The 21,566-nt window shown below is 62.5% G+C and carries 30 protein-coding genes and 2 pseudogenes; 26 read left to right on the top strand and 6 right to left on the bottom strand.

All coding sequences use genetic code 11. The annotated features are described in order from the left end of the window. The first annotated feature begins 16 nt into the window (after positions 1-16). The 24 genes from RT614_RS21195 to RT614_RS21080 all read left to right on the top strand — a co-directional run bounded on the left by RT614_RS21195 (position 17) and on the right by RT614_RS21080 (position 16,566). A complete protein-coding gene (locus RT614_RS21195) occupies positions 17-1,099 on the top strand; it encodes a major capsid family protein (protein ID WP_313624095.1) in 1,083 nt (360 codons plus the stop codon). Positions 1,100-1,158: 59 nt separating this feature from the next. Continuing rightward, positions 1,159-1,509 (top strand): hypothetical protein, encoded by a 351-nt coding sequence (locus RT614_RS21190; protein WP_313624094.1) that lies wholly within the window; start codon positions 1,159-1,161, stop codon positions 1,507-1,509. 1 nt (position 1,510) lies between these two features. After that, positions 1,511-1,939 carry a DUF4054 domain-containing protein gene (locus RT614_RS21185; protein WP_313624093.1) on the top strand — a complete coding sequence of 143 codons (429 nt, stop codon included), beginning with the start codon at positions 1,511-1,513 and terminating at the stop codon, positions 1,937-1,939. Continuing rightward, the gene (locus tag RT614_RS21180) at positions 1,936-2,412 is read left to right on the top strand and encodes a hypothetical protein (protein WP_313624091.1); all 477 of its coding nucleotides are present in this window, start codon (positions 1,936-1,938) and stop codon (positions 2,410-2,412) included. The genes RT614_RS21185 and RT614_RS21180 overlap by 4 nt, the downstream gene beginning before the upstream one ends. Further along, positions 2,409-2,777, top strand: coding sequence for a phage collar protein (locus RT614_RS21175; protein WP_313624090.1), 369 nt, complete (start codon positions 2,409-2,411; stop codon positions 2,775-2,777). Before RT614_RS21180 ends, RT614_RS21175 begins: the two co-directional genes overlap by 4 nt. Continuing rightward, complete coding sequence (locus tag RT614_RS21170) at positions 2,774-3,301, top strand: phage gateway protein (protein WP_313624089.1); 528 nt, start codon at positions 2,774-2,776, stop codon at positions 3,299-3,301. The genes RT614_RS21175 and RT614_RS21170 overlap by 4 nt, the downstream gene beginning before the upstream one ends. Before the next feature lie 10 nt (positions 3,302-3,311). Next, positions 3,312-4,820 (top strand): DUF3383 domain-containing protein, encoded by a 1,509-nt coding sequence (locus RT614_RS21165; protein ID WP_313624088.1) that lies wholly within the window; start codon positions 3,312-3,314, stop codon positions 4,818-4,820. Positions 4,821-4,877: 57 nt separating this feature from the next. Next, a complete protein-coding gene (locus RT614_RS21160; protein WP_313624087.1) occupies positions 4,878-5,330 on the top strand; it encodes a phage tail fiber protein in 453 nt (150 codons plus the stop codon). A 9-nt stretch (positions 5,331-5,339) separates the two neighbouring features. Next, positions 5,340-5,792: a hypothetical protein gene (locus tag RT614_RS21155; protein WP_313624086.1), complete on the top strand. Its 453-nt coding sequence runs from the start codon at positions 5,340-5,342 to the stop codon at positions 5,790-5,792. Between the two features lie 93 nt (positions 5,793-5,885). After that, positions 5,886-7,502: a phage tail tape measure protein gene (locus RT614_RS21150; protein ID WP_313624085.1), complete on the top strand. Its 1,617-nt coding sequence runs from the start codon at positions 5,886-5,888 to the stop codon at positions 7,500-7,502. Then, positions 7,502-8,044, top strand: coding sequence for a phage baseplate protein (locus tag RT614_RS21145; protein ID WP_313624084.1), 543 nt, complete (start codon positions 7,502-7,504; stop codon positions 8,042-8,044). Before RT614_RS21150 ends, RT614_RS21145 begins: the two co-directional genes overlap by 1 nt. Continuing rightward, positions 8,041-8,349, top strand: a complete 309-nt coding sequence (locus tag RT614_RS21140; RefSeq protein ID WP_313624083.1) for a hypothetical protein — start codon at positions 8,041-8,043, stop codon at positions 8,347-8,349. The genes RT614_RS21145 and RT614_RS21140 overlap by 4 nt, the downstream gene beginning before the upstream one ends. Further along, a complete protein-coding gene (locus tag RT614_RS21135) occupies positions 8,342-9,166 on the top strand; it encodes a baseplate hub protein (protein ID WP_313624082.1) in 825 nt (274 codons plus the stop codon). Before RT614_RS21140 ends, RT614_RS21135 begins: the two co-directional genes overlap by 8 nt. After that, the gene (locus RT614_RS21130; RefSeq protein ID WP_313624081.1) at positions 9,151-9,858 is read left to right on the top strand and encodes a Gp138 family membrane-puncturing spike protein; all 708 of its coding nucleotides are present in this window, start codon (positions 9,151-9,153) and stop codon (positions 9,856-9,858) included. The genes RT614_RS21135 and RT614_RS21130 overlap by 16 nt, the downstream gene beginning before the upstream one ends. Next, a complete protein-coding gene (locus tag RT614_RS21125) occupies positions 9,855-10,199 on the top strand; it encodes a hypothetical protein (protein WP_313624080.1) in 345 nt (114 codons plus the stop codon). Before RT614_RS21130 ends, RT614_RS21125 begins: the two co-directional genes overlap by 4 nt. Continuing rightward, a complete protein-coding gene (locus RT614_RS21120; protein ID WP_313624079.1) occupies positions 10,192-11,382 on the top strand; it encodes a baseplate J/gp47 family protein in 1,191 nt (396 codons plus the stop codon). The genes RT614_RS21125 and RT614_RS21120 overlap by 8 nt, the downstream gene beginning before the upstream one ends. Further along, the gene (locus tag RT614_RS21115) at positions 11,379-12,029 is read left to right on the top strand and encodes a DUF2612 domain-containing protein (protein ID WP_313624078.1); all 651 of its coding nucleotides are present in this window, start codon (positions 11,379-11,381) and stop codon (positions 12,027-12,029) included. Before RT614_RS21120 ends, RT614_RS21115 begins: the two co-directional genes overlap by 4 nt. Beyond that, entirely contained in the window at positions 12,030-13,037 is a 1,008-nt protein-coding gene (locus RT614_RS21110; protein WP_313624077.1) for a hypothetical protein, read from the top strand. It abuts the gene before it with no gap. Then, positions 13,038-13,448, top strand: a complete 411-nt coding sequence (locus RT614_RS21105) for a hypothetical protein (protein WP_313624076.1) — start codon at positions 13,038-13,040, stop codon at positions 13,446-13,448. A 32-nt stretch (positions 13,449-13,480) separates the two neighbouring features. Further along, positions 13,481-13,789 carry a hypothetical protein gene (locus RT614_RS21100; protein ID WP_313624075.1) on the top strand — a complete coding sequence of 103 codons (309 nt, stop codon included), beginning with the start codon at positions 13,481-13,483 and terminating at the stop codon, positions 13,787-13,789. A gap of 1 nt (position 13,790) precedes the next feature. Beyond that, on the top strand, positions 13,791-14,069 hold the full coding sequence (locus tag RT614_RS21095) for a hypothetical protein (RefSeq protein ID WP_313624074.1): 279 nt from the start codon (positions 13,791-13,793) through the stop codon (positions 14,067-14,069). Continuing rightward, the gene (locus tag RT614_RS21090; protein WP_313624073.1) at positions 14,066-14,476 is read left to right on the top strand and encodes a M15 family metallopeptidase; all 411 of its coding nucleotides are present in this window, start codon (positions 14,066-14,068) and stop codon (positions 14,474-14,476) included. The genes RT614_RS21095 and RT614_RS21090 overlap by 4 nt, the downstream gene beginning before the upstream one ends. Further along, the gene (locus RT614_RS21085) at positions 14,452-14,889 is read left to right on the top strand and encodes a hypothetical protein (protein ID WP_313624072.1); all 438 of its coding nucleotides are present in this window, start codon (positions 14,452-14,454) and stop codon (positions 14,887-14,889) included. Before RT614_RS21090 ends, RT614_RS21085 begins: the two co-directional genes overlap by 25 nt. Before the next feature lie 207 nt (positions 14,890-15,096). Then, positions 15,097-16,566 carry a hypothetical protein gene (locus tag RT614_RS21080; protein WP_313624071.1) on the top strand — a complete coding sequence of 490 codons (1,470 nt, stop codon included), beginning with the start codon at positions 15,097-15,099 and terminating at the stop codon, positions 16,564-16,566. 36 nt (positions 16,567-16,602) lie between these two features. Here RT614_RS21080 and RT614_RS21075 read toward each other — a convergent pair whose 3' ends face one another. The 4 genes from RT614_RS21075 to RT614_RS21060 all read right to left on the bottom strand — a co-directional run bounded on the left by RT614_RS21075 (position 16,603) and on the right by RT614_RS21060 (position 18,309). Next, positions 16,603-16,821: a hypothetical protein gene (locus tag RT614_RS21075; protein ID WP_313624070.1), complete on the bottom strand. Its 219-nt coding sequence runs from the start codon at positions 16,819-16,821 to the stop codon at positions 16,603-16,605. Between the two features lie 46 nt (positions 16,822-16,867). Further along, a complete protein-coding gene (locus RT614_RS21070; RefSeq protein ID WP_313624069.1) occupies positions 16,868-17,530 on the bottom strand; it encodes an SOS response-associated peptidase in 663 nt (220 codons plus the stop codon). A gap of 31 nt (positions 17,531-17,561) precedes the next feature. Then, positions 17,562-17,717 (bottom strand): hypothetical protein, encoded by a 156-nt coding sequence (locus RT614_RS21065; protein WP_313624068.1) that lies wholly within the window; start codon positions 17,715-17,717, stop codon positions 17,562-17,564. A 403-nt stretch (positions 17,718-18,120) separates the two neighbouring features. Then, entirely contained in the window at positions 18,121-18,309 is a 189-nt protein-coding gene (locus RT614_RS21060) for a tyrosine-type recombinase/integrase (RefSeq protein ID WP_409558504.1), read from the bottom strand. A gap of 481 nt (positions 18,310-18,790) precedes the next feature. Here RT614_RS21060 and RT614_RS21055 point away from each other — a divergent pair. Continuing rightward, positions 18,791-19,150 (top strand): annotated as a pseudogene (locus tag RT614_RS21055) (transposase); the annotation flags it as partial. A 78-nt stretch (positions 19,151-19,228) separates the two neighbouring features. Here the strand turns inward: RT614_RS21055 and istB are convergent. Next, a complete protein-coding gene (gene istB / locus RT614_RS21050) occupies positions 19,229-19,999 on the bottom strand; it encodes an IS21-like element helper ATPase IstB (RefSeq protein WP_313624067.1) in 771 nt (256 codons plus the stop codon). Then, positions 19,996-21,006, bottom strand: a complete 1,011-nt coding sequence (gene istA, locus RT614_RS21045) for an IS21 family transposase (RefSeq protein ID WP_313624212.1) — start codon at positions 21,004-21,006, stop codon at positions 19,996-19,998. Before istA ends, istB begins: the two co-directional genes overlap by 4 nt. Before the next feature lie 87 nt (positions 21,007-21,093). On the opposite strand from istA, the pseudogene RT614_RS21040 reads away from it, so the two are divergent. After that, a pseudogene (locus tag RT614_RS21040) lies at positions 21,094-21,511 on the top strand (transposase); the annotation flags it as partial. Positions 21,512-21,566 lie beyond the last annotated feature (55 nt).

The following is a 21,566-nucleotide window of genomic DNA, read 5'->3' as shown; positions in this document are numbered from 1 at the left end:
AAAGGAACCAAAAATCATGGCAAAAACTCAATCCAAGGTGCACATGCACATGAGCGGCCGCCTGGCCCTCTCGCGCGGCGCCGTCAAGCTGGGCAGCGATGCCAAGATCGGCTTCGAAGACCTGGAGAACCTGGGCGTCGGCCTGCGCGCGATGGACTCGGCCCTGACCGGCCCGGCCGTCACGAACGGCGCGATGCTGTCGCACATGCTCCAAACCTGGCTGCCCGGCACGCTGCGCGTCGTGACGCAGGTGCGCAACATCGACGAGATCGCCGGTATCACGACCGTCGGTCGCTGGGAAGACGAGCTGATCAGCCTGCGCGTCGCTGAGCCGGCCGCCAAGGCCGAGCTGTACGGCGACACGACTAACATCCCGCTGGCCGACTACCGCCAGTCCATCGAATCGCGCGGCGTCGTGCGCTTCGAGCAGGGCTTTCAGGTCGGGAAGCTGGAAGACGCCCGCCAGGCCGCCATCGGCTACCAGGCTGCGGACGAGAAGCGGCGCGCGGCCACCGAGTCGCTGGACATCAGCCGCAACCAGGTGGGCTTCTACGGCTTCAACCAGCCCGACACGAACGTGTACGGCCTGCTGAACGATCCCAGCCTGCCGGCCTTCGTCTCGGCCACCACGCCGTGGCTGACCGCGAACTTCGACCAGTTGGTCGCTGAGTTCACGGGCATGTACAACCAGCTCGAAACCCAGATGGGCGGCGAGCTCAAGGACACGGCGCGCCTGGTCCTGGTCCTGCCGACCGGCTACCGCTCGATCTTCAGCGTGTATAGCCCCGCGGCCTCGGGCATGACGTTCCGCCAGTGGCTGAACGAGAACTTCCCGAACGTGCGCGTGGTGACGACGGCCGAGTTCAAGGATGCCAACGGCGGCCTGGACGTGGCCTACCTGTTCGTCGAAAACGCAGCCGATCAGGACGAATCGGACATCACCGGCGCCAGCCTGATCCAGGCCGTGCCCGTGCGCTACCAGGTGCTGGGCAGCGAGAACCGCATCAAGGGCTACATCGAGGACGCCATCAACGCCACGGCGGGCATCTTCGTGCTGCGCCCCTGGGCGTTCGCCCGCAAGACCATCAGCGCGTCGTGATCGTCGCGCACTGAACAGAGGGCCGGGGAAACCCGGCTCTTTTCATTTCTGGAGTCGAAATGTCTCGCATCTATATCTACAGCACCCTCAGCAACGACCAGCGCTACCAGCTCAAAAACGGCCGCTCGGTCCTGATCGCTGGCAAGGCCAACGTGGCAAACAAGCAGCTGGTGACGCTCAAGGGCATGGCTACCTCCATCTCGGAAGACGAGTTCAACCTCCTGCAGGAGAACATCGTATTCAAGGCGCATTCGAAGAACGGCTTCGTGTCCGCCAGCCACGACAAGCAGGACGCGGAAACCTTCGCCGCCCGGAATTTGGAGCCCATGGACAAGTCGGCCCAGGACACCCCGGAAACGGCCAAGAAGCGCAACGCCGGCGGCGCCAAGGTCAAAGACGCCGAGGCCTGACATGGACTTCCCGCTGGCGAAGTTCCGGATCCTGTTCCCCATGTTTGTCGCCATCCCGGATGACGTCGTGCTGACCGTGGCGGAATGGGCGCAGTGCTACACCAGCGGGCGCGGCTGTCAGTGCAACGAGCAGTTGTGGATGCTGATCACGGCCCACCTGCTGCAGCTGCGGCTGAATGCCGAATCGGGCAATCGAGGCGTGCCAGGCGCGCTGGCCTCGGCGACGATCGACAAGGTCAGCGTTTCGTTCCAGGCGCCGCCCGCGACCGACTCCTGGTCGCACTGGTTGAACCTGACGCCATACGGCCAGCAGTTCCTGGCGCTGTCCAAGAGCTGCGCGGCTGGCGGCGTGTATGTGGGCGGGCTGCCCGAGCGCGCGGCGTTTCGTAACGTGGGCGGCCTGTCGATCCGCGGGGGAAGGTTCCGATGAAGGTGGTGCGCAAGGGCGGCACGGAGAAGCTGCAGGCGACGCTGAAGGACGTTGGAGGCAAGCAGATCCGGGTGGGATTCTTCCCCGAGGCCAAGTATCCGGATGGCACGCCTGTCGCGTACGTGGCGGCCATCCAGGAATACGGCTATCCGCAGGGGAACATCCCGGCGCGGCCGTTCATGCGACCCACGGCCGAGCAGAAGAAGGCTGAATGGGGCCGGCAGATCGCCGGGGCCGTGCGCGGCGCAATCGACGGCAGGGTTGACGTCGGCCAGGCCTTCGAGGCGCTGGGCGCGCGGTCGGCCGGCGATATCGCGCGAACGATATCGCTCCTGACTACGCCGCCCTTGAAGAAGACAACTCTGGAAGCCCGCCAGGCCCGGAAGAAGACGCCCGGGGTATCCAAGAAGCCCCTGGTCGACACCGGGCTGATGATCCAGTCCGTCAGCCACGTCGTGGAGAATAAATCGTGATTCCAGGAATCAACGTGCTTGGCCTGGCGGCCGGCGTGATCGCGCAGCAGGCGCCGGTGTGGCTCAAGTTCAAAGGCCGCACCGAGAACTCGCGCGGGCAGTGGGTCAACGAGTACGAGCCGCCCCTGCCGATCCAGGGTTCCTGGCAGCCGGTGAGCGAATCGACGATCCGCGACCTGGGGCTGGACACCGCCAAGCGCTATTTCAACCTGTACACGTCCCACCCCGTGGAAAACGTGCAGCGCGGCGCGGCGCCGGACCAGCTGCTTTATGGCGGGCGCCGGCATGACGTTGTGGGCGGTGCCGACTGGTACACCCAGGACGGCTGGCGCGGGATCCTGTGCGTTGACGTGGGGCCAGCATGAAACAGAAGCAGCTGGAAGCCACCATCCGGGCCGCACTGCTAGCGCTGCTGCCGGAGCAGGGGACCACCCTGCCTGTGCTGGCAGCCTTCCAGCCGACGAAGCAGGGCCGCGTCGACGACGGCATCTACTTCTTCCCGGTCGGCCGGGGGAAGCGCGGCTGGCAGGCGCGCAAGTACCGCGATGACGGCGCTGCGCTCACGGCAACGGAATCCCAGATCAACGAGTCGATGTACCAGTTCCAGGCGTTCGTCGAGGACGACCTGGACGCACCGGAGCAGCTTCTGGCCTCCGACGTCCTGTCGGTGGTCCGCGGCGTGCTGCAGTCCATGAAGTTCACCCAGGCCATGACGGCGGCCGGGATTGGCGTGCAGCGCGCGACGGACATTGTGACGCCGGCCTTCGTGAACGACCGCGACAACTTCGACTTCAACCCGAATTTCACCGTCATCTTCACCCACAACCGCAACATCACCCAGGCCACGGCACATATCCAACAGGTTGCGCCGGGCATCCATCGCATTTGAGGAAAAAGACATGTCCATCAAGATGACTCGCTACGTCCGGATCATCAGTGCGGTGATCGGCGCCAATGCCGTCGCCCAGCAGCAACTGACCGGCCGGCGCTTCACCACCGACCCGCGCGTGCCTGTCGGCCAGATCGTCTCGGTGCGCCCGGGCGGCGCGGACGATTATTTCGGCTCGGACTCGCCCGAGGCGGCGTTCGCCCGCCAGTATTTCTCCTACGTCAGCCCGGCCCCTGCCTCGCAGGCGCCCGAGCTGCAGTTTGCTGCGTTCCCGGACGTCGCTCGTCCCGGCCGTGTGTACGGCTACCGGATCTCGGCCAGCCTGGCAGACTTCCAGGCGGTCACGGCCGGCGCCATGAATATCAAGGTCGGCGAGTTCTCCTACGCGCTCACCGGCGTTAACCTGTCGACGGCCACCAGCCTGACGAATGTGGCGCAGCTGGTCACGGCGGCGATCGCCACGGCGGCCACCGCCCAGACCGGAACCGCCGCGACGGTCACCTATGACGCCATCGCGGGATCGTTCACGGTCGAGTCAGCCGCGACGGGCCCGGGCGCTGTTGTCGTGTCTCCGGCCACCGGCAGCGATATCGGTGCGATGCTGGCGCTGCAGGGTGCCCAGGCCATCAGTTCCCCCGGCTCGGTCGCGATGACTCCCCTGGAGGCATTCCGAGCGGCCGAGAATGTGACCGACTCGTTCGGCTCGGCATCGTTCGGCGCTGCGGTGGACCTGGAAGACGCGATCCCCCTCGCGGAGTACGTCTCCGGCGAGAACGTGAAGTACCAGATGTACTGGTCGGTGGATTCGGTCACGGCTGACACCTGGAACGCGGCCATGATCGGTACCGCCTCCAACGCCCTGATCCTGAACGGCACGGCCGGCGAGTACAAGGAAGCCCTGCCGATGGCGGTGATGGCGGCCACGGACTACGACCGCACGAACGCGACCATCAATTACATGTTCCGGCAGTCCGGCGTGACGCTTACGTCCGACGTGACTGACGATCAGATGGCCGATTTCTACGACGCGCGCCGGGTCAACTACTACGGCCAGACCGCCAGCGCTGGCCAGAAGATCTCGTTCTTCCAGCGCGGCTACCTGATGGGCGGCGCGACGGCGCCCCTGGACATGTCGGTGCACGCCAACGAGCAATGGCTCAAGGCGTACATGACGGCCCAGTTGATGAGCTTGCTGCTCACCACGAACAAGATCCCGGCCAACAACGACGGCCGCGGCATGGTCATGGCGATCATCCAGGGCGGTGTCAACAAGGCGCTGAACAACGGGACGATCCTGATCGGCAAGGCGCTGACGGAGCTGCAGAAGGTTGCTGTCGGCCAGCTGACTAACGACCCTCTGGCATGGCACGACGTGCAAGACAACGGTTACTGGTTCAACGTCAGTATCGAGCAGGACACCGGCGAGTCGGGCGTGACCGAGTACACGGCCAAGTACACGCTGGTCTATTCGAAGGGCGACATGGTCCGGAAGGTGGACGGCTCGCACAACCTGGTCTGACCGGGCAAGACAACGTTTCGGACGGCCTGCGGGCCGTCTTTCTTTTGAGGATCAGACATGTACGACATTTCCGCTATCGGCGTTGCGATTCGCTTGTTGGCCAGCGAGTCATTCCCGTCCGGCTTCACGATCACCGAGTTCGCGGACGACGCGGATCCGTTCGATCTCCCGGCGATCGACATCGCGACTGCCGCCATGACGGTCAATGGCGACTTGGTCACCTTCAGCGCGCCGACGCCCATCACAATCACCGTCAACGTTATCCCCGGCAGCGAGGCTGACAACAACCTTGCCGTCATCTTCGAAGCGAACCGCGCCGCCAAGAACAAGCGGCACGCGCGCGACGAGATCACCATGGTGGGCACCTATCCAGACGGGTCGAGCCTCAAGCTGAGCGAGGGCAAGATGATCAATGGCATGCCGGGCAACTCGCCGGCGTCTGCCGGCCGCCTCAAGTCGAAGTCCTACACCTTCGCCTTCCAAAACCTGTCCCGCACCCGCGGCGAGTAAGGACGACTCATGGCCGACCTCATCAAACCCCGCGTCGTCATGGTCAAAAACCGTGATGGCGTGGAGAAGGCATTCACGATTTCCCGCCTGCCGGCCACGGTGGCGCGGGAGGTCATCGCCAAGTACCCGCTATCGAACATCCCGAAGCTGGGCGACTACAAGACGTCGGAAGAGGTCATGAAGAAGCTCATGTGCTATGTGGCGGTCGATCTGGACGGGCGACAGCTGCGTCTGACGACCGGCGATCTCATCGACAACCACGTCGATGACGGCATCCAGCTCATGAAGCTGGAGGTCGAGATGATCGAGGAGAACACCGGTTTTTTCGGACTCGGCGGGCAGCGCGGTTTCCTCGATTGCCTGCTGGAAAAGTGTCTCCACTCGATTATGCCAATGCTGACCCCTTTATTGGGTCAATTGTCAGCTCAGGACTCGCCCGACTCGTCGAGCTCAAAACCGTAATTGACCTGGAAGAGGCGATGGACCTTTGGGAAATCGCCACGACCAACAAGGTCAACGAGATCCGCGCGATGGAAGCGGAAAAGAGGAAGTGACATGGCCTTGCTGGACGCCCTGACGTACATCATCGACGCGGACAACTCCAAGCTGAACAAGGAGATCGACAAGTCCGAGCAGAAGACCGACGAGTTCGGCAAGTCGATGCTGACCGCCGAGGGGCGCGCTGCCCTGATGGAGCAGAAGATCAAGGGGGCTTTTACCCGGATCGGCGCCGCCATCCTGGCTACCGTTGCCGCCTCCAAGGCTCTGGAGACGTTCAACAACCACGTGCAGACGGTCGAGCAGATCCGAAACACCAGCGATGCGCTGGGCGTGGCGATCGAGGACGTCGACGCGTTCGGCAAGGCTATTGAGCGGATGGGCGGCGACGCCCAGGGCGCGCGAGACTCCCTGACGGACATGGCGGAGTCCATCGGCGAGGCGCTGCAGGATGTCGAGTCCGGACGCGCCAAGACGTTCAAGGCGCTGGGCATCAGTCTCAAGGACGTCTACGGTCAGGCCAAGAATGCCGTGCAGGGCATGGTCGAGCTGGCCGGCGCTGTCGAGGGGATGGGCCGCGAGCAGGCGGTGTTCCGGATCAAGGAGTTGGGCATCACCGACAACCGGTCGGTCGAGCTGCTGCTGAAGGGGCGCCAGGAAGTCGAGCGCATGCTGCGCGTGCAGAAAGAGCAGGGTGTCGTAACCAAAGAGTCCGCCGAGCGCGTGCGCGTTTACTCGGAAGCCTTGGCCAAACTGCGGCAGAGCGCCGGCGTGGCGACGAGCGGCATCGTGGACTGGATCCTGCCGGCCATCACGCGCTTCATCCAGATGCTGGATTCCGTCGTGACTTGGATGAACCGGCACGACACCTTCGTCAAAGGCTTCTTCATCGGGCTGACGACGATCTTGACGGCGATGTTCCTGCCTGCGGTGATCTCGGCCACGGCGGCGGTGTGGGCCTTGATCGCGCCGTTCCTGGCAGTGGCGGCGCCGATCGCCGCGGTCGTGGCGCTCTTCGCGCTGCTGTACGACGACGTGATGAACTTCCTGGAGGGGAACGACTCGCTCATCGGGCAGATCTCGGAGAAGTACCCGATCGTCGGCGAGACGGTCAAGGCCATGGCGCAGGCCGTGACGGCCGCATTCGATTGGGTCAAGGAAGCTTTGGCCGGCGCCTATGACTCGGTCAAGGTCTTCGCGTCGGGCGCGGTGAACGCTTTTGCCGTCATGGGTAAGTCCATAGGCGCCATCTTTCAGGGCGTCGTCGGTGTGGTGAAAAGTGCCTGGACGTACATCAGCGGGGTGTTCGACAGCGTCTCGTCGGTCATCTCCAGGATTGGAAAGTGGCTGGGCTTCGGCAGCGGTGACGATATCCAGGTGACGGCGTCGACGGTGTCCAAGGGTGTATCGGACGCCGAGGCCAAGGCGGCCGAGAACATGAAGGCGGCGCAGGCGCAGCTTGACCAGGCGTCGGCAAACCCGATGAACTCGATTACGTCGAACGCGATCTCGAACGCCAGCAACACGCACACCGAAACGAATGTACAGGTGGGTCAGGTCACCGTGCAGACCCAGGCAACCGACGCCCAAGGCATCAGCCAGTCGATCGGTGGCGGCCTGAAGGACGAGCTCAAGAACTTGCAGGCTGATTCTGCCAGCGGGGTGAAACGGTAATGCAGCTATCAGACAGCCTGTCGACATCCACCCAGCAGCAGGTGACGATCCTCGATGCTGAGAGCTTTGAGACCCTCTTTGCGTCCGCCCATCCCATGCGGGTTGCGGTGAGGGAGGCAAAGCGGGCGACCAAGTTCGCGGTCGAGGATGGCAGCGAGCGGTCGGACCACGTCGTGCGCGAGTTGGTGGAGATCCAGATCGATTTCCTGCTGACCGACGACACGCGCAACCAGTTCGAATCCCTGCGCCAGGCCTTCGACAAGAACAAGCTGCTGACGGTCCAGACGAAGGTCAAGTCCTACGAGAGCATGCTGATCGTAGACATGCCGCATGACGAGACGCCAGAGCTGGGCATGGCCATCAACGTCCCTGTGCGGCTGCAGGAGTGGCTTGAGGTTAAGCCAGAGTTCGGCGAGTTGCCGCCGGCGAAGGTGGAAAACAAGAGCCAGTCCAGCACCGTGAAACGGGGCCAGCAGACTTCGGAAGAGTCCGGCGCCGGCACCGAGCGGAAGGGCAGCGTCTTGAGCGGGGTGTTCAAGTGAGAGACATCACCTTGTTGGCGGTGCCGAACCAGACATTCTCGGCCACGATCAACGGCGTTCTGTGGGAGCTGACCATCAAGGCGGCAATCGGCACCATGCTCGCCGATGTAAAGCGGGACGGCGTGAATCTGGTGCTGGGCCAGCGGATCGTCGCCGAGTACCCCATCTTGCCGTATCGCTACCTCAGCCACCAGGGAAACTTCGCCATCCTGACCCGCGATGGCGAGCTGCCATGGTGGGAGGAGTTCGGGCGGTCGCAGTCGTTGATTTACCTGGATCCGGCGGAGGTCGGCATCGATGATTGACCTACGCGCTATCCGGATCGGAATCGAAGTGTCCGGTCGGATGAACTACTACAGCGCCGCAGATGGCATGCGGATCAAGGCCAGCGGCACCAAGTACGCCAACGCGACGCAGAACGAATGCAGCGTGACCATCTCGAACCTGCGGCGCGAGACGCGTGACTTCCTGCTGACCGAGACGAGTCCGTTCAACAAGAATCGGACGCCGAAGCGGTTGGTCGTGGAGGTCGGGCGCGTCTCCACGGGCCTGTTCAAGGTCTACACGGGCGACATCATCAGCGCCGAGCCCAGCAGCCCGCCGGACGTGGACATCGTCCTGAAATCCAAGACGGGAAACGCAGCGAACGGCTTGGTGGTGTCCAAGAGCGCGCAGGCGACTTCCAGGTTGTCGGCGATAGCCGCGGCGGTGGCCACGGACATTGGCGCCACGCTCGTATTCCAGGCGTTGGACAAACTGATCGGGAACTACACCTATACCGGCGGTGCGCTGGGTCAAGTCAACAGGCTGGCCGAGGCCGGCGGCGTCCGCGCCTTCGTGGACGACACCCGGCTGATCGTGCAGGACTTCGACAAGGCGGTCAGTGGCCGGGTCAAGATCCTGAACATGAACAGCGGCATGGTGGGAATTCCGAAGGCGACGGAAATGGGCGTGGAGGTGACCTACCTGATTGACGGCGAGTCGGTCCTGGGCGGCACGCTGCGCCTGGAGAGCAAGTTCAACCGGTCGCTGAACGGCGACTACAAGATCGATCAACTGAAGTTCGACGTGGCCAGCCACGAAGACCCCTTTTTCTATCAAGCGACATGCAGCCGACTGTAGCCCCCGATATCGACGGTGCCGACGATGGAAGCATGGCGGGCGTCCTGAAATCCTGGATCCGCGCGTTCATCCGCGAGAACCTGGACGACATGCTGCCCGCGCAGGTGGTGTCTTATGACGACGCCTCAAACCGGGCGGTGATCAAGCCGTTGATCATGGTCGGCACGACGGATGGTCAGAAGATTTCCCGCGGCAGCATCCCGAACATCCCGGTGTTCCGCTTCGGCGGTGGGGGCTTCTTCATGCGGTTCCCGATCAAGCCCGGGGACTTCGGCTGGCTGAAGGCGAACGACCGCGATGTGTCGTTGATGTTCCAGCGCGGCGGCCGGGAGGATTGGCCGAACACGGAGCGGCTGCACTCGTTCTCGGACGCGATGTTCTTCCCTGACACGATCAAGGATTGGGCGATCGACGGCGAGAACGCTGATGCTCTCGTCCTGCAGTCGACGGACGGCGCGGTCTGCATCTCGTTGCATGCGGGGGAAGTCCGAATCAAGGCGCCCAAGGCGAAGGTGGAGATCCCCGAGACGGAGTGGATCGGGAACATCGAGTTCAAGGGCAACGTTGCCACCAGCGGCGGAAACGTGGCGATGTCGGGCGGCACGCTGACGCACAACGGAAAGAACATCGGCAGCACGCACACGCATAACGGCGTGCAGCCCGGAAGCGGCAACTCGGGAGGCCCGAATTGATTTCATTTCAGACCGACGACGATAACGACTTCGTGACGCTGCCCAATGGCAACCTGGCGATGGTGACCGGGCGAGACGCCGTGGCCCAGGAAGCCAAGCATTTCGCGGCCACCGCGCGCGCGGAAATGATCCACGCTTACGACGAGGGCATCCCGTTCCTGCGCGAGGCGTTCAGCAAGCAGCCGAACCTAGCCCAGTTCGAAGCGTCCTTGCGCCGGCGGCTTCTGGGAACGCCGGACGTCACGGGCATTCTCAGCCTGACCACTCAAATTGACGGCGAGACGCTGAAGTACACGGCGACGCTCCAAACCACATACGGCACGGTAACGATCAATGGCTGATTACAGTTTCATCGCGAACCGCGGCGTCATCGTCGTGGACACGGCCACCACTCGGGCGCAGGTAGAAGCCGAGTTTCGGGCGGTATTCGGCGAGGACATGCCGACGGATCCGGCTACGCCTCAGGGCATGCTCATCACCCGCATCACCGAGGAGCGGGACGCGATCGCCCGGAACAACGCCGAGCTGGCCAACCAGATCAACCCGAATCTGGCCGGCGGCGTGTTTCTGGACTCTCTCGTCGCGCTGACCGGTGGCAGGCGCCGTAGCAGCGTGAGGTCGCTGATCGTCGGCGCGCTGCTCGGTGGAATCCCCGGCACGAACGTGCCCGCCGGCTCGATCGCCGAGACCGCGCAAGGCGAGCAGTTCGAACTCGTCACCACGGTGGTGCTGGATTCGGCCGGGGCAGCGTCCGGCAACCTGCGCGCGCTCCAAGACGGAGAGATCGTCGTGCCGCCGGGCGGACTGAACACCGTGGCCTCCAGCGTCTTGGGTTGGGAGACGATCACCAACCCTGTCGCGGCGATTCCGGGCCAGGTGGAGGAGAACGATGTCCTCTTGCGGCGCCGGCGCGCGCAGACTCTGGCGCTGCAGACCACCTCGATCAACGAGGCGATCGTTTCGCGCCTCTACAGCATCGAGGCCGTGCGTTCCTGCTACTACCTGGAGAACTACGCCGACGTCGACCAAGTGATCGACGGCATCCATATGCGCAAGCACAGCATCTGGGCGTGCATTGAAGGCGGCACCGACCAAGAAGTCGCCCAGGCGCTATTCGAGACAAAGACCGTCGGCGGCGGGTACAACGGCGCGGTGGTTGTCCAGGTGCCGGATCCGGTGAACGGCCGGCTGTACGAAGTGAAGTTCGACCGGCCGGAGGAGATCGCGCTCCTCATTCGCATCACGGTGCGTGCGAGTCCGCTGGACGTCCAGCAGCTGGTCCCGGACTTGATCATGAGCTACGTCGACGGCGACATCGAGGGGGATGTCAGCTTCGTGGTGGGTAGCGACGTGTCGACGTTCGAGATCGCCAGCGCTGTCAACCAGCAGGAGCCGACCATTTTCGTCAAGAAGGTCGAGCTGTCGGTGGTTGGCTCGGGCACCTGGTCGGCCGACACGATGGAGATTGCACCGGACCAGATCGCACGGACGCAGCGCAGCTCGATCCAAGTGGTGATTGCATGAGCGGAACCCAGCAGTTCGATTTCTCCGTCGATCTGATGCGGTCCGTCCTCTGGCAGTACGAGGGGGCACCGCGCGCTGTCGCGCTAGCGCGGAACGATCAGGCGTGGATCGATGACCACCAGTCAGAGTTCTGGAGAAACTGGCACCGGGACGTCTTCGACCTGGACACGGCGAACGAATTCGGACTTTCAGTCTGGGCCCGGATCCTCGGCGTGTCGTTGGAGATCGGCGCACCGCGGCGAGTGGAGGGTGTGTTCGGGTTTGGCGTCAACAACGCCAACTTCGAGAACGGGAATTTCGGCCGGGCCAGCGACGGCCAGGTGAGCCTCGACATCGAGTCAGCGCGCAAGCTGCTGAAACTTCGGTGGTTCCAACTGACCATGCGGCCGACGGCGCCGAACATCAACCAGGCGCTGGCGGTTGTCTTCGGTGATGGGGTGGCATATGTGGCGGACAGCTACGACATGACGCTGGTCACGTTCTTTTTCACTCAGGTCCCTGATTACAGGCTGCGCCGGCTGTTGGAAAAGACCGACATCCTGCCGCGGCCCTCTACGGTCGGAGTCTCATGGAAGGTGCAGATCAAACCTTCGTGGGGTTTCGGCCCCGAGCATCTCAATTTCGAAAACGGAAACTTCGGAGCGTAAATGGCTACCAGGATCTACAAGACGTCGTTCGCGGCCACCGGCGACAAGGAAGTGCTGGCCACGGCTGATCAGCCGGACGGAAAGGTGTCGCTGCAGGCCGGATGGACCCCGGACTACGAGCTGCCCAACGACAACGCCAACTACCGACCGGTTGGCCGTGCCGAGATGAACGGCATCATCGGCGAAATCACGGAAGGACTCGGCGAGATTCAGCTCAATGGATTCGCGCAATGGCAAGCCATTGATGGTGGCTGGCCGTTGGGCGCTTTTGTCCGGTCGGGTGATACCGTTTACCGATCTGACGTGAACAGCAACACCACGGATCCGGGCGCAGGTGGCGCCGGTTGGTCCCAACCTTTTTCGGGGCGCCTTCTGGCAGTTCGGATTTTTGAAACTGCCGGAACTAGCACATACACGCCCACGCCGGGCACCAAATCCGTCGTAGTGGAGGTGCAGGGCGGTGGCGGAGCGGGTGGCGGAACACCGGTAACCGGCGCGGGGCAGTGCGCCATCGGGGGGCCCGGAGGGTCCGGATCTTACGCTAGGGGTCGCTTTACTTCTGGCTTCGCCGGGGTAACCGTGACAGTTGGGGCCGGCGGAACTGGCGTAGTTAACGCTTCCGGTGGCGCTGGCGGGACTTCTTCTTTTGGGGCTTTGATTTCGGCCCCGGGCGGCACTGGCGGTACGGGTGCACAAGGTGTAGGGTCACCGCCGCGAATCCTGGGCGGGAATCAAGGTGGTGCGGCTCCTAGCGGCGGCAATATCGTTAGCTCGCGGGGTCAGTCAGGCTCTTTTTCCGCGGCCCTTGACCTGGGAACAAACGTGATAGGCGGCGCTGGTGGCGCTTCACCCTTCGGGGCCGGCGGTTCCAATACGGCCAACACTTTCGGTTCCCCCGCGACGGGGTATGGCGGCGGTGGTGGGGGCGTAGGCGCCGGGCAATCAGTAGCGGCCGTGTCTGGCGGAAATGGATTTCGTGGAATCGTCATTGTTTGGGAGTATGCGTAAATGAAAGCCTACGCTCGAATTCAAGCCGGCACGGTGGCCGAAATCTTCAAGACTGACGGCGACATCACCAAGATGTTCCACCCAGATCTGATTTGGGTGGAGGCGAACGCTGACACGCTGCCTGGAGACGTTTATGACGGTGGGTCGTTTAGCCGTCCAACGCAGCCTGCACCGGCGCCGATCACGGTCTTTTCCTCACTGGAATATCTTCAGAAATTCACAGCGGAAGAGTATGCCGCGGCCCGGAATCACCAAAACGCCTCCGTGCAGTTCGGCCTTGACATGCTTATCGCAGCCCAATACGTCGACCTCGACGACCCGCGTGTGGCGCTGACCCTGGACCTGCTCGTCTCGGAAGGCGTGGTGACGCCGGAGCGACGAACCGAGCTGCTCCAGCCGCAAGCCGCCTAACGGCGGTTTTTTTTCGTCTATAGGGGACGCGATTGAACATCCAAGACTTCGACGCCTTCGCGGCGAAATTCGCCGGCGTGCTTGGCGCCGCGGTATCGATGAGATACCTGCAAGGGTCCTGGCCGGCGCGCCTGAGCATGGCTGCCAGCGGCTCGCTGGTGGCCTATTACGCGTCGCCCTACCTCTCGCTCATGCTGGGAATCCCCGAGGGCTTGGCGGGCTTCCTGACCGGCATGTTCGGTATGGCCATCGTCTCGCGCGCCTGGGAGGCGGTGCAGGCCGCGCCGGTGGGCGCTCTCTGGCAGGCCGTCATCGACCGCGTGCGCGGCAAAGGGGCGTGACATGGACAGCACCATCTATCTGACCTTGTGGGCGGTCCTGGCCTTCGTCTGCTGGCTGGTCGTGGCGGGCGGCGCGGGGCTGGCCGTCTTCGCGCGCGACATCAAGGACACGACGCTCGAGCGGATCGGCCTTTCGGCCGTCTGCCTGACGGCGACTGGCGCTGCCTGCCGCGTTTTTGTGGCGGGCTGGGCCAGCGCCGGCGATGCCGCGCTCGCAGCATCCGCCGCCTTCTACGTGGCCGCCGTGACGGCCAAGCACATCAGGACACCGAAGCCATGAGCAACTTTCAACTGTCGCAGCGCAGCCTGACGCGCCTAGCCGGCGTGCATCCCGACCTGGTCGCGATCGTGAAGCTGGCGATCCAGCGCACGGCCGTGGATTTCACGGTGGTGGAGGGCGTGCGCACCGTGGGGCAGCAGCGCGAGTATGTAGCGCGCGGTAGCAGCAAGACCATGAACAGCTACCACCTGCCGCAGGCGGACGGCCTGGGCCACGCCGTCGACCTGGCGCCGCTGGTCGCCGGTGCCATCCCCTGGAACAACTGGCAGGCGTTTGCCGATCTGGCCGTGGTGGTCAAGGCTTGCGCCGCGGAGCTTGGCGTGCCGGTGGAATGGGGCGGCGACTGGAAGTCGTTCAAGGACGGCCCGCATTTCCAGATCCCGTGCGATTGGAAGGGGCGCGCATGATCGCCGCCGCCGCCAAGGCTCTGGCCGGCTGGAAGGTCTACCTGGTGGCCGGGCTGGCTGGCGCGGTCGCCCTGGGCGCCGCCGGCGCGGCCATCGCCTGGTACGGCCACAGCCAGCGCGAAGCCGGCCGCGCCGAGTGTCAGGAGGCCCACCGCGTGGCCGGTCTGGAAGAGTTCAAGACTGAGGCCGAGCGGCTGACCGGGCTGTCCGGCGACCTGCAGGCCCGCATCGACCAGCTCGCCGCCACGCGGCCCCAGGTCATCGAGAGGTACACCCGTGAAATTGTTCAGCGCCCTTTACCTGCTGACTGCGTGCGCGACCCTGGCCGGGTGCGCGCAACCAACGACGCCATCGACGCGGCCAACGCTGCCCGTCAATCTGAGCGCGCCGTGCCCGCCAGTTCCCCGCGTTGATTCGACCTCCTGGGACGACCTGGCGCAGGCGCATGCTGCGCTGGCGTTCCAGTACGCCGAATGCGCGGCGCGGCATCAGGCGGTTGTCGATGCATGGTCAAAACGGTAGTCGGGATAGCGACCCGATATCCCTTTGAGAAGCCCAATGATCGATGATTCTGGTGTGTAATAATCCGCGCCAACAAATTGGGCGTTGATATGTCAGATATGAAAAACCAGGACAGCAGAGCCATTTTCCCCATCATGATTTTGGTGACGGCACTGTTTCTGCTGCTCGTTCCGTACGCATACTGGTTTAGTGGGTCATACGCCCTCGTTGACGATTACAGCTTTATGGTCCGGGGACTTCCCGATATGGTTCAGTGGCTTTCCATAGGTAGGCCCGGGACTTACCTGTACATGGACTTTGTCAATAAGGTCCTACGCAGCAATCTGGAGTTCGCCAGAATCATGGCGCTACTTCTGCTCGCCATAACGTCGCTGACCATCTACGCCAGCATGCGCCACCGAGGTCAGGTGGCCGCCCTCGCGGTCGCCGCCGCCCTTGCAATACCCGCGAGCTACTCTGTCCACCTATCTATTGTTTGGATCAACACTGGATCCTCTTTGGTGTCGCTTATCCTAGCGACGCTGGCATATGGGGTAGGGTACGACAGTCGCCGCAGGATCGTAGCAGCAGTTGTGCTGTTCACTCTATCCGGGCTTTTTTATCAGCCCACGGCGTGCATCTTCTTTGTATTCCATCTGCTGGATTGGCTGCTGGTCCGCAGGGAACGAATGAAATGGAGCGATCTGTGGCCCTTCGCCATCGGCGGGGTGGGGCTTGCGATCATCTTCATCTCGATAAAGATAACAGTCATGTCTGCAATGACCCCTCCGACGTGGTCAGGACGAGGCGCCCTTTTGTATGACGTTTGGGCGAAAGTGGAGTTTTTGACAGAGCGGCTACTTCCGTTCGCCGCCAGCCCCGTAATTCCTCCAACCATGGCGTCGGTGGTGCTCTCCTATATCGGATTAGCATCGATGATTATTCTCGCCGGGATGCGAGATTTTGCCGGGCGCGGCTTGGTCGGCTTCCTGCTGACCGTGGGGGTGACCGCGGCATATCTCATCGCAGCGGAATTGCCCATCCTTATCGTCAATGACAGTTGGGCGAGCGCGCGCACCATCGTGCCGTGGGTCATGCTATCGACTTTTTTGCTGGCGTGGGTGCTTTACGCGTTGCTTTCTCGCCGAGTCGGTGAAGGCGCGCTGGTAGTAATAGTGGCGATGTCAATGGTCGGAATAGGATGGTGGAATGGCAAAGCCACCAAGCGATATCTGATAACTCCTGCCATTGCGGAAATGAACTATTTCACCGCCGAGGTGGTTAAGGGTGTGAGCCGGGGGTTCACCGACTTTGCTGTCGTCATGCCGCCACCCGGTCCGTTTATCCCGAAGTTCATTCAGTATGAATTCGCTCAGTTCTCTTCGTCAGCGAATTGGACACCCCCGGGCATGCTAATCATGTCACAGCGGCGCTTGGCGCTGCCTGCAGGCTCGTTGAAGCTAGTCACGACCTCTCGCGATGACGTCGACGACTGCGCCTGCTACGTAATCGACATGCGTCCGCTGTGGAATGAATACCGCGAACGCTTCAAGCAGCCGGCCGAGGTTCAGCCGTATTCGAACCGCTAAATCCGAGCGATTGCGCACGGTAGAGGCTGTATTCGCTCATGCCGCATCCGCCCGCTTGGCCCGCCAGAACCAGTGGCTGAACTTGCCGCGCTTGGCCTTCTGCTTGCGGAAGGTGATGCGCACGCGCCCGGCGTGGCCTGCGTCGACCTCGACTGAATAATCGCGATCTTCAGCCGTGGCGGCCGGCGGCAGCGTTTTCAGGGCCTCGGCGACATAGGGCCCGCCGACCTGTTCCAAAATCCCGTTGTTGTTCATGTGAAACACCTGTGCAAAAACACAGTGTATTCCGCCTTTATTGGGGTCAGGCCATGGGCGTGGCCACCAGCTTTTCGGACGGGAAGGGCACCAGGAAGTCCCGGCTTTGCTCGGCGCTGGCGGTCAGCCAATCGCCGTAGGCGCCCTCGGGCAGGATCACCACCATTCGTTTTTCTTTGTTCGGTTGGTGGTAGTCGCGGAATAGCGGGTCCGCGTCCGCGTTGATGGTCAGCATGGTGTAGCTGTCCTGCCACTGGCCGGCGGCGTCCCGGTACCGATCCCAGAGACCGGCGATGCCCAGCGGCGCCCCGTCTGCCCGGGTGAAGCGGGTGGCGATGGCCTTGCCTGATCTCCAGTCGGGTTCGAAGATGGCATCGGCAGGGATGATGCAGTGCTGGGCCCGGCGCCAGGCGTTGCGGAAGGTGAACGCGTTGGCGACGCGGTCGTCGCGGGCGTTGAAGGTCGAGAGCTTTTCTGCGCCGGCCAGGCTGTCCGGTCCGGTGGAGGCAGATATCAGGCCCCAGCGGCCCATCACCGATTCCACATCGGCCACGGCTTCGTCGCCTGCATCATGCTCCGGCGGTCGGCGTACAAACACGCCCTGGTAGCGCGGCCACATGTCGTACTTGCCAAGCACGCCCGGCCGGGTCACGCCGAACTTCTTGAGCAGGAGCTCGGCGTCTTTCAGCGTCTGGTAGTGGCTGCACATGGAACCCTCCAAAGAGGGAACCAGTATAGGGTCAAGGCGCGGGTCCCATTGAGTCCTGCTTCGTCGCATCTCTCGCGTGGACGAAGGCAAGAAAGGTGGCGATGATGACTTCAAACAGCGCTATTTCCTGTTCGGTCAGGAGCGCGAAGTTTTCGGGTGAGATGCTGGAGAAGGGCCATGTGTCCATGGCGGCCACTCTACTTAATGGTTGGATTTCCGTATACGCACGGGCCCAAATCTAGGACCAAGTTACCCGCGCTTCGTCGCTTGTTTCACAGTGCCAGTTGGTACAGGTCCAGCAGCCTCCGGGGCGCTCGGATAGGGGGGTGAAGTAGGACATTGCCTGTATGAATATACAGCAAAGCATGTGGGGGAAAATTTGGCACAGCAGGCGCAGTTGAGCGAATTCCCCACAACTGGCGCGAGACAAGAAGCCCGATAAATCAACGCCTTACGGTTGTGCGGCTACTGCGCCCGTTGACTCATAATCCGTTGGTGCCGAGTTCGACTCTCGGGGGGCCTACCAAGAAAGTCCTGTTAATTCAGGCACCTACAGCCGCCAGCGATGGCGGCTGTTTCTTTTCCAGCTCCTACATTGACGTAATCTTGACGTTCTCGGCGTGGTGGGCGAGGTGAGTTGGGGCAAGGTGGGCATACTTCTGCACCATCTCGATCCGTTTCCAACCACCCTGTTCTTTCAAGACCATCAGCGGTGTGCCTGCCTGCACATGCCATGATGCCCAGGTGTGCCGGAAGTCATGGAAGCGAAAGCCGGTGATTCCGACTTCCTTGCAAACGGCGGCGAGAATCGAAGAATCGATCTGGCTAATCTGGGGGACAGTACTTCTGTTGCCCGCATTCCAGTGGCCACTGCGAATAGGCTGACCTTACGCATCCAATCCGTGGACATGGCTTGGATCAACTGAACGATCACCGCCGGTGGCTCCCAGCGCACGCGTACGTCGGGCTCGACGAACTTCCGAAGCTTCGGTGATCGATTCAACCAGCCCCATTCAACGCATAGGGACAAAATGCGTTGAATGGTCGCAAGGTATCGGTTCTTCGCCGCCGCTGTTAGGGGCTTGGCCTTTCGGCGCGCATGAGCGGAATGCGTCGGCAGGGCGTGAAGAATGGAGTCGCTTGTTAAAGAGCTGACCGCGGTGCCGCCGCCAAGTACGCCACGCCAATATTTGACGTGACGTACCTTGGTCTCGTAGTCCCGTTGACCTTCTGGGGATTGTTCTTTCTGAGAGACCTCTCATGAGCACCGTCACGCTGATTGGCATTGATCTGAGCAAGCATAGCTTCCATCTGCACGGGCAAGACGCGACCGGCAGGATGGTGTTTCGCAAGAAATGCTCTCGCCAGCAACTGTTCGCATTGCTGGGCAATACACCGTGCAGCACGGTGGTGATGGAGGCCTGCGCGGGAGCCCATTGGATGGCGCGTCGCATCCAGGCGCTAGGTCACCAGGCCAAGCTGATCTCGCCCCAGTTCGTGCGCCCCTTCGTGCAGGGGAACAAGAACGACTTTGCCGATGCGCAGGCGATCTGCGAAGCCGCCTCGCGCCCGAGCATGCGGTTCGTGAGCGCCCGCAACGAGGCCCAGCAGACCGTCTCTGTCAACGTCGGTTAAAATCTGACCCGGTTTCGTCGGAATCGTTGGAGTAAACCTGACCCACCCCGGCATCGAAAAAACCTAGTTTCTGATCTTGATATTTCCCGCTTTGCGTTTGTCCTTGAGCCGATAGCTGTCCCCGGCGATCTGCACGATATGAGCGTGATGCAGCAGGCGATCGAGCAACGCGGCGGTAAGCGTCTGATCTTCTGCGAAACAGGACGACCACTGACTGAAGGGCAGATTGCTCGTGACGATGATGCTGGTGCGCTCGTAGCGCTGAGCCACCACGTTGAAGAACAGATTTGCCTCCTCATGCCCGAATGGCAAATAGCCAATCTCGTCGATCACCAACAGTCGCGGCCCGATGATGGCCCGGTTGAAGTACTGTTGCAGCCGATCTTGCTTATGGGCGGTAGCTAGTTGCATCATTAGATCTGCGGCGGTCAGGAACCGGGTCTTGATGCCTGCCATCACGGCGCGATAGGCCAGCGCCTGCGCCAGGTGGCTCTTGCCCACGCCGCTGGGCCCCAGGAATATGACGTTCTCGGCCCGTTCGACGAAGCTCAGGCCTGCCAGTTCCTGAATCTGGGCGCGTGGTGCACCGCTGGCGAAGGCAAAGTCATAGTCCTCGATGGTCTTGACCGAAGGCAGCGTGGCGATCTTCATTAAGGCGGCCCGCTGGCGCTCGATGCGCGCGTCGTTCTCGATGCCCAGCAGGCGCTCCAGAAAGTCACCGTGACTGGCGTCCTCGCGAGCGCACTGCTGCGCGATCGCTGGCCACTCGCTGCCAACGCGTTCGAGCCTCAGAAGATCACAGAACTGTTCGATCCGGCTGTGTTGAAGGTTCACGCACGCACCTCCAGCAACTCGTTATAGACCGACAGCGGGTGCTGGAAGCTCTCGCGCGGCACAGGCCGCAGAGAGGGAGTTGGCACCGCGATGCCATGCTGCGAGGGCAACGGCAATAGCGCCAGGCGTTCCTCCTGTAGCCGCTTGGCAGGCCGTTCTCGGGTTGTGCCGTGCAGGCGCTGATCTGCTACCTCCGTCAGCCACCGGCCGATGTGGGCGTTGGCTGCCGTCACATCGAACCGTAAGCCGGCCTGCTTGAGGGTCGCTGCCAATGGTACGCAGAAACTACCCATGAGATAGCCATTGAAGCGTTCAACCTTGCCCTTGGTCTTGGCCCGGTATGGCTGGCAAACACGCGGGGTAAAGCCGAACTCCTCGGGCACCGCTAGCAGCCCATTGTGCCAACGATGATGACCATCACCGTATGCGTCGCGCTCGATGATGATGGCGCCGGCGTTGTCGAACGGCACATGCTGGGGAACGCCGCCGAAATAGAGGAAGGCTTGGCGCAGGCATCCGAACCAGGTGTCGGCACGCTCGTCGGTGGTGAAGCGCACCCAGCTCGAGCGGCTGTATCCCAGCGTGGCAACAAAGGCCATCAACGGATCCCGGCCGCGCCGGATGTGGGTGAAATCGGCCTGCATCTGCTTGCCGGGCGGCGTCTCGAAACGCACCACCGGCTCTGGCTCCCGATGCTTGTAGCCGCCCAAGAACTCCTTGAGTTGCGTCACGCCACCGGGGTAGCCCAGTTCCTGTATCTCGCGCAACAACACAGCCGCAGGGATCCAGTGTGGCCGCGCCGCTTCGATGCGGCCATGAAGGTAGTCCTTGTACGGATCCAGCTTGGTTGCGCGCGCCTCGCGTGGCTTGTACTGCTGGGCATTGGCCTCACGCAGGTATCGCCTGATCGTGTTGCGTGAGCAGCCCAACTGTCTGGCCATCTCCCGAATATTGACGCCACGACGCGCCATTACCTTGATCTCCACTGCTTGCTCCTGAGTCAACATCTTCGGCGGCCAAAAGGCCGCCATCATTGCCCAGGTGGGTCAGATTTACTCCGACGGGGTGGGTCAGTATTACATCGGCGATGACACGTCTCGGCATTGCACCGCGTACGAGAGTCGCTGGTACGCGAGCGCTCCGGCGTGATTAACCAGGTTCACGCCTTTTTTACTGGAGTTCGGCATCAGCCTGCCGCGCGGTCAGGCAATCATCCGGCGCCTGCCGGCAGCGCTGACCGAGCACGAGCTGCCGCCCCGGCTTGTGGCGCTGCTTGAACGGCTGCAAACACATTTCAAGTATCTGGACGAGCAGATCGGCCAGATTGAACGTGAGTTGTGCCAGCAACTGCGCGAGGACGATCGCAGCCAGCGGCTTCTCGAGATCCCCGGCATTGGGCCGATCACGGCCAGTGTGCTGATGACAGAACTGGGCGATGCGCAGCAATTCGGCTCGGCACGCCAGTTCGCCGCCTCGGTAGGTTTGGTGCCACGACAGTACAGCACCGGCGGCGGTAATCCCCCCATTTTTAGCGATTGCCAGAAGTAGGAACGCTACGCGGCCATGG

This window comes from Achromobacter sp., assembly GCF_032102605.1.
Taxonomy (GTDB): domain Bacteria; phylum Pseudomonadota; class Gammaproteobacteria; order Burkholderiales; family Burkholderiaceae_B; genus Achromobacter.
The sequence above is the reverse complement of the archived record's forward strand: the minus strand, read 5'-3'. Positions and strand labels throughout refer to the sequence as shown.

Excerpts from the sequence above, each read along its gene's own strand:
- RT614_RS21120 (WP_313624079.1), top strand. The coding sequence starts at position 10,192 with ATGGCTGATTACAGTTTCATCGCGAACCGCGGCGTCATCGTCGTGGAC.
- RT614_RS21170 (WP_313624089.1), top strand. The coding sequence starts at position 2,774 with ATGAAACAGAAGCAGCTGGAAGCCACCATCCGGGCCGCACTGCTAGCG.
- RT614_RS21130 (WP_313624081.1), top strand. The coding sequence starts at position 9,151 with ATGCAGCCGACTGTAGCCCCCGATATCGACGGTGCCGACGATGGAAGC.
- RT614_RS21095 (WP_313624074.1), top strand. The coding sequence starts at position 13,791 with ATGGACAGCACCATCTATCTGACCTTGTGGGCGGTCCTGGCCTTCGTC.
- RT614_RS21080 (WP_313624071.1), top strand. The coding sequence starts at position 15,097 with ATGAAAAACCAGGACAGCAGAGCCATTTTCCCCATCATGATTTTGGTG.
- istA (WP_313624212.1), bottom strand. The coding sequence starts at position 21,006 with ATGTTGACTCAGGAGCAAGCAGTGGAGATCAAGGTAATGGCGCGTCGT.
- RT614_RS21160 (WP_313624087.1), top strand. The coding sequence starts at position 4,878 with ATGTACGACATTTCCGCTATCGGCGTTGCGATTCGCTTGTTGGCCAGC.
- RT614_RS21075 (WP_313624070.1), bottom strand. The coding sequence starts at position 16,821 with ATGAACAACAACGGGATTTTGGAACAGGTCGGCGGGCCCTATGTCGCC.
- RT614_RS21070 (WP_313624069.1), bottom strand. The coding sequence starts at position 17,530 with ATGTGCAGCCACTACCAGACGCTGAAAGACGCCGAGCTCCTGCTCAAG.
- RT614_RS21065 (WP_313624068.1), bottom strand. The coding sequence starts at position 17,717 with ATGGACACATGGCCCTTCTCCAGCATCTCACCCGAAAACTTCGCGCTC.
- RT614_RS21135 (WP_313624082.1), top strand. The coding sequence starts at position 8,342 with ATGATTGACCTACGCGCTATCCGGATCGGAATCGAAGTGTCCGGTCGG.
- RT614_RS21185 (WP_313624093.1), top strand. The coding sequence starts at position 1,511 with ATGGACTTCCCGCTGGCGAAGTTCCGGATCCTGTTCCCCATGTTTGTC.
- RT614_RS21195 (WP_313624095.1), top strand. The coding sequence starts at position 17 with ATGGCAAAAACTCAATCCAAGGTGCACATGCACATGAGCGGCCGCCTG.
- RT614_RS21165 (WP_313624088.1), top strand. The coding sequence starts at position 3,312 with ATGTCCATCAAGATGACTCGCTACGTCCGGATCATCAGTGCGGTGATC.
- RT614_RS21115 (WP_313624078.1), top strand. The coding sequence starts at position 11,379 with ATGAGCGGAACCCAGCAGTTCGATTTCTCCGTCGATCTGATGCGGTCC.
- RT614_RS21110 (WP_313624077.1), top strand. The coding sequence starts at position 12,030 with ATGGCTACCAGGATCTACAAGACGTCGTTCGCGGCCACCGGCGACAAG.
- RT614_RS21190 (WP_313624094.1), top strand. The coding sequence starts at position 1,159 with ATGTCTCGCATCTATATCTACAGCACCCTCAGCAACGACCAGCGCTAC.
- RT614_RS21145 (WP_313624084.1), top strand. The coding sequence starts at position 7,502 with ATGCAGCTATCAGACAGCCTGTCGACATCCACCCAGCAGCAGGTGACG.
- RT614_RS21180 (WP_313624091.1), top strand. The coding sequence starts at position 1,936 with ATGAAGGTGGTGCGCAAGGGCGGCACGGAGAAGCTGCAGGCGACGCTG.
- RT614_RS21155 (WP_313624086.1), top strand. The coding sequence starts at position 5,340 with ATGGCCGACCTCATCAAACCCCGCGTCGTCATGGTCAAAAACCGTGAT.
- RT614_RS21150 (WP_313624085.1), top strand. The coding sequence starts at position 5,886 with ATGGCCTTGCTGGACGCCCTGACGTACATCATCGACGCGGACAACTCC.
- RT614_RS21090 (WP_313624073.1), top strand. The coding sequence starts at position 14,066 with ATGAGCAACTTTCAACTGTCGCAGCGCAGCCTGACGCGCCTAGCCGGC.
- RT614_RS21105 (WP_313624076.1), top strand. The coding sequence starts at position 13,038 with ATGAAAGCCTACGCTCGAATTCAAGCCGGCACGGTGGCCGAAATCTTC.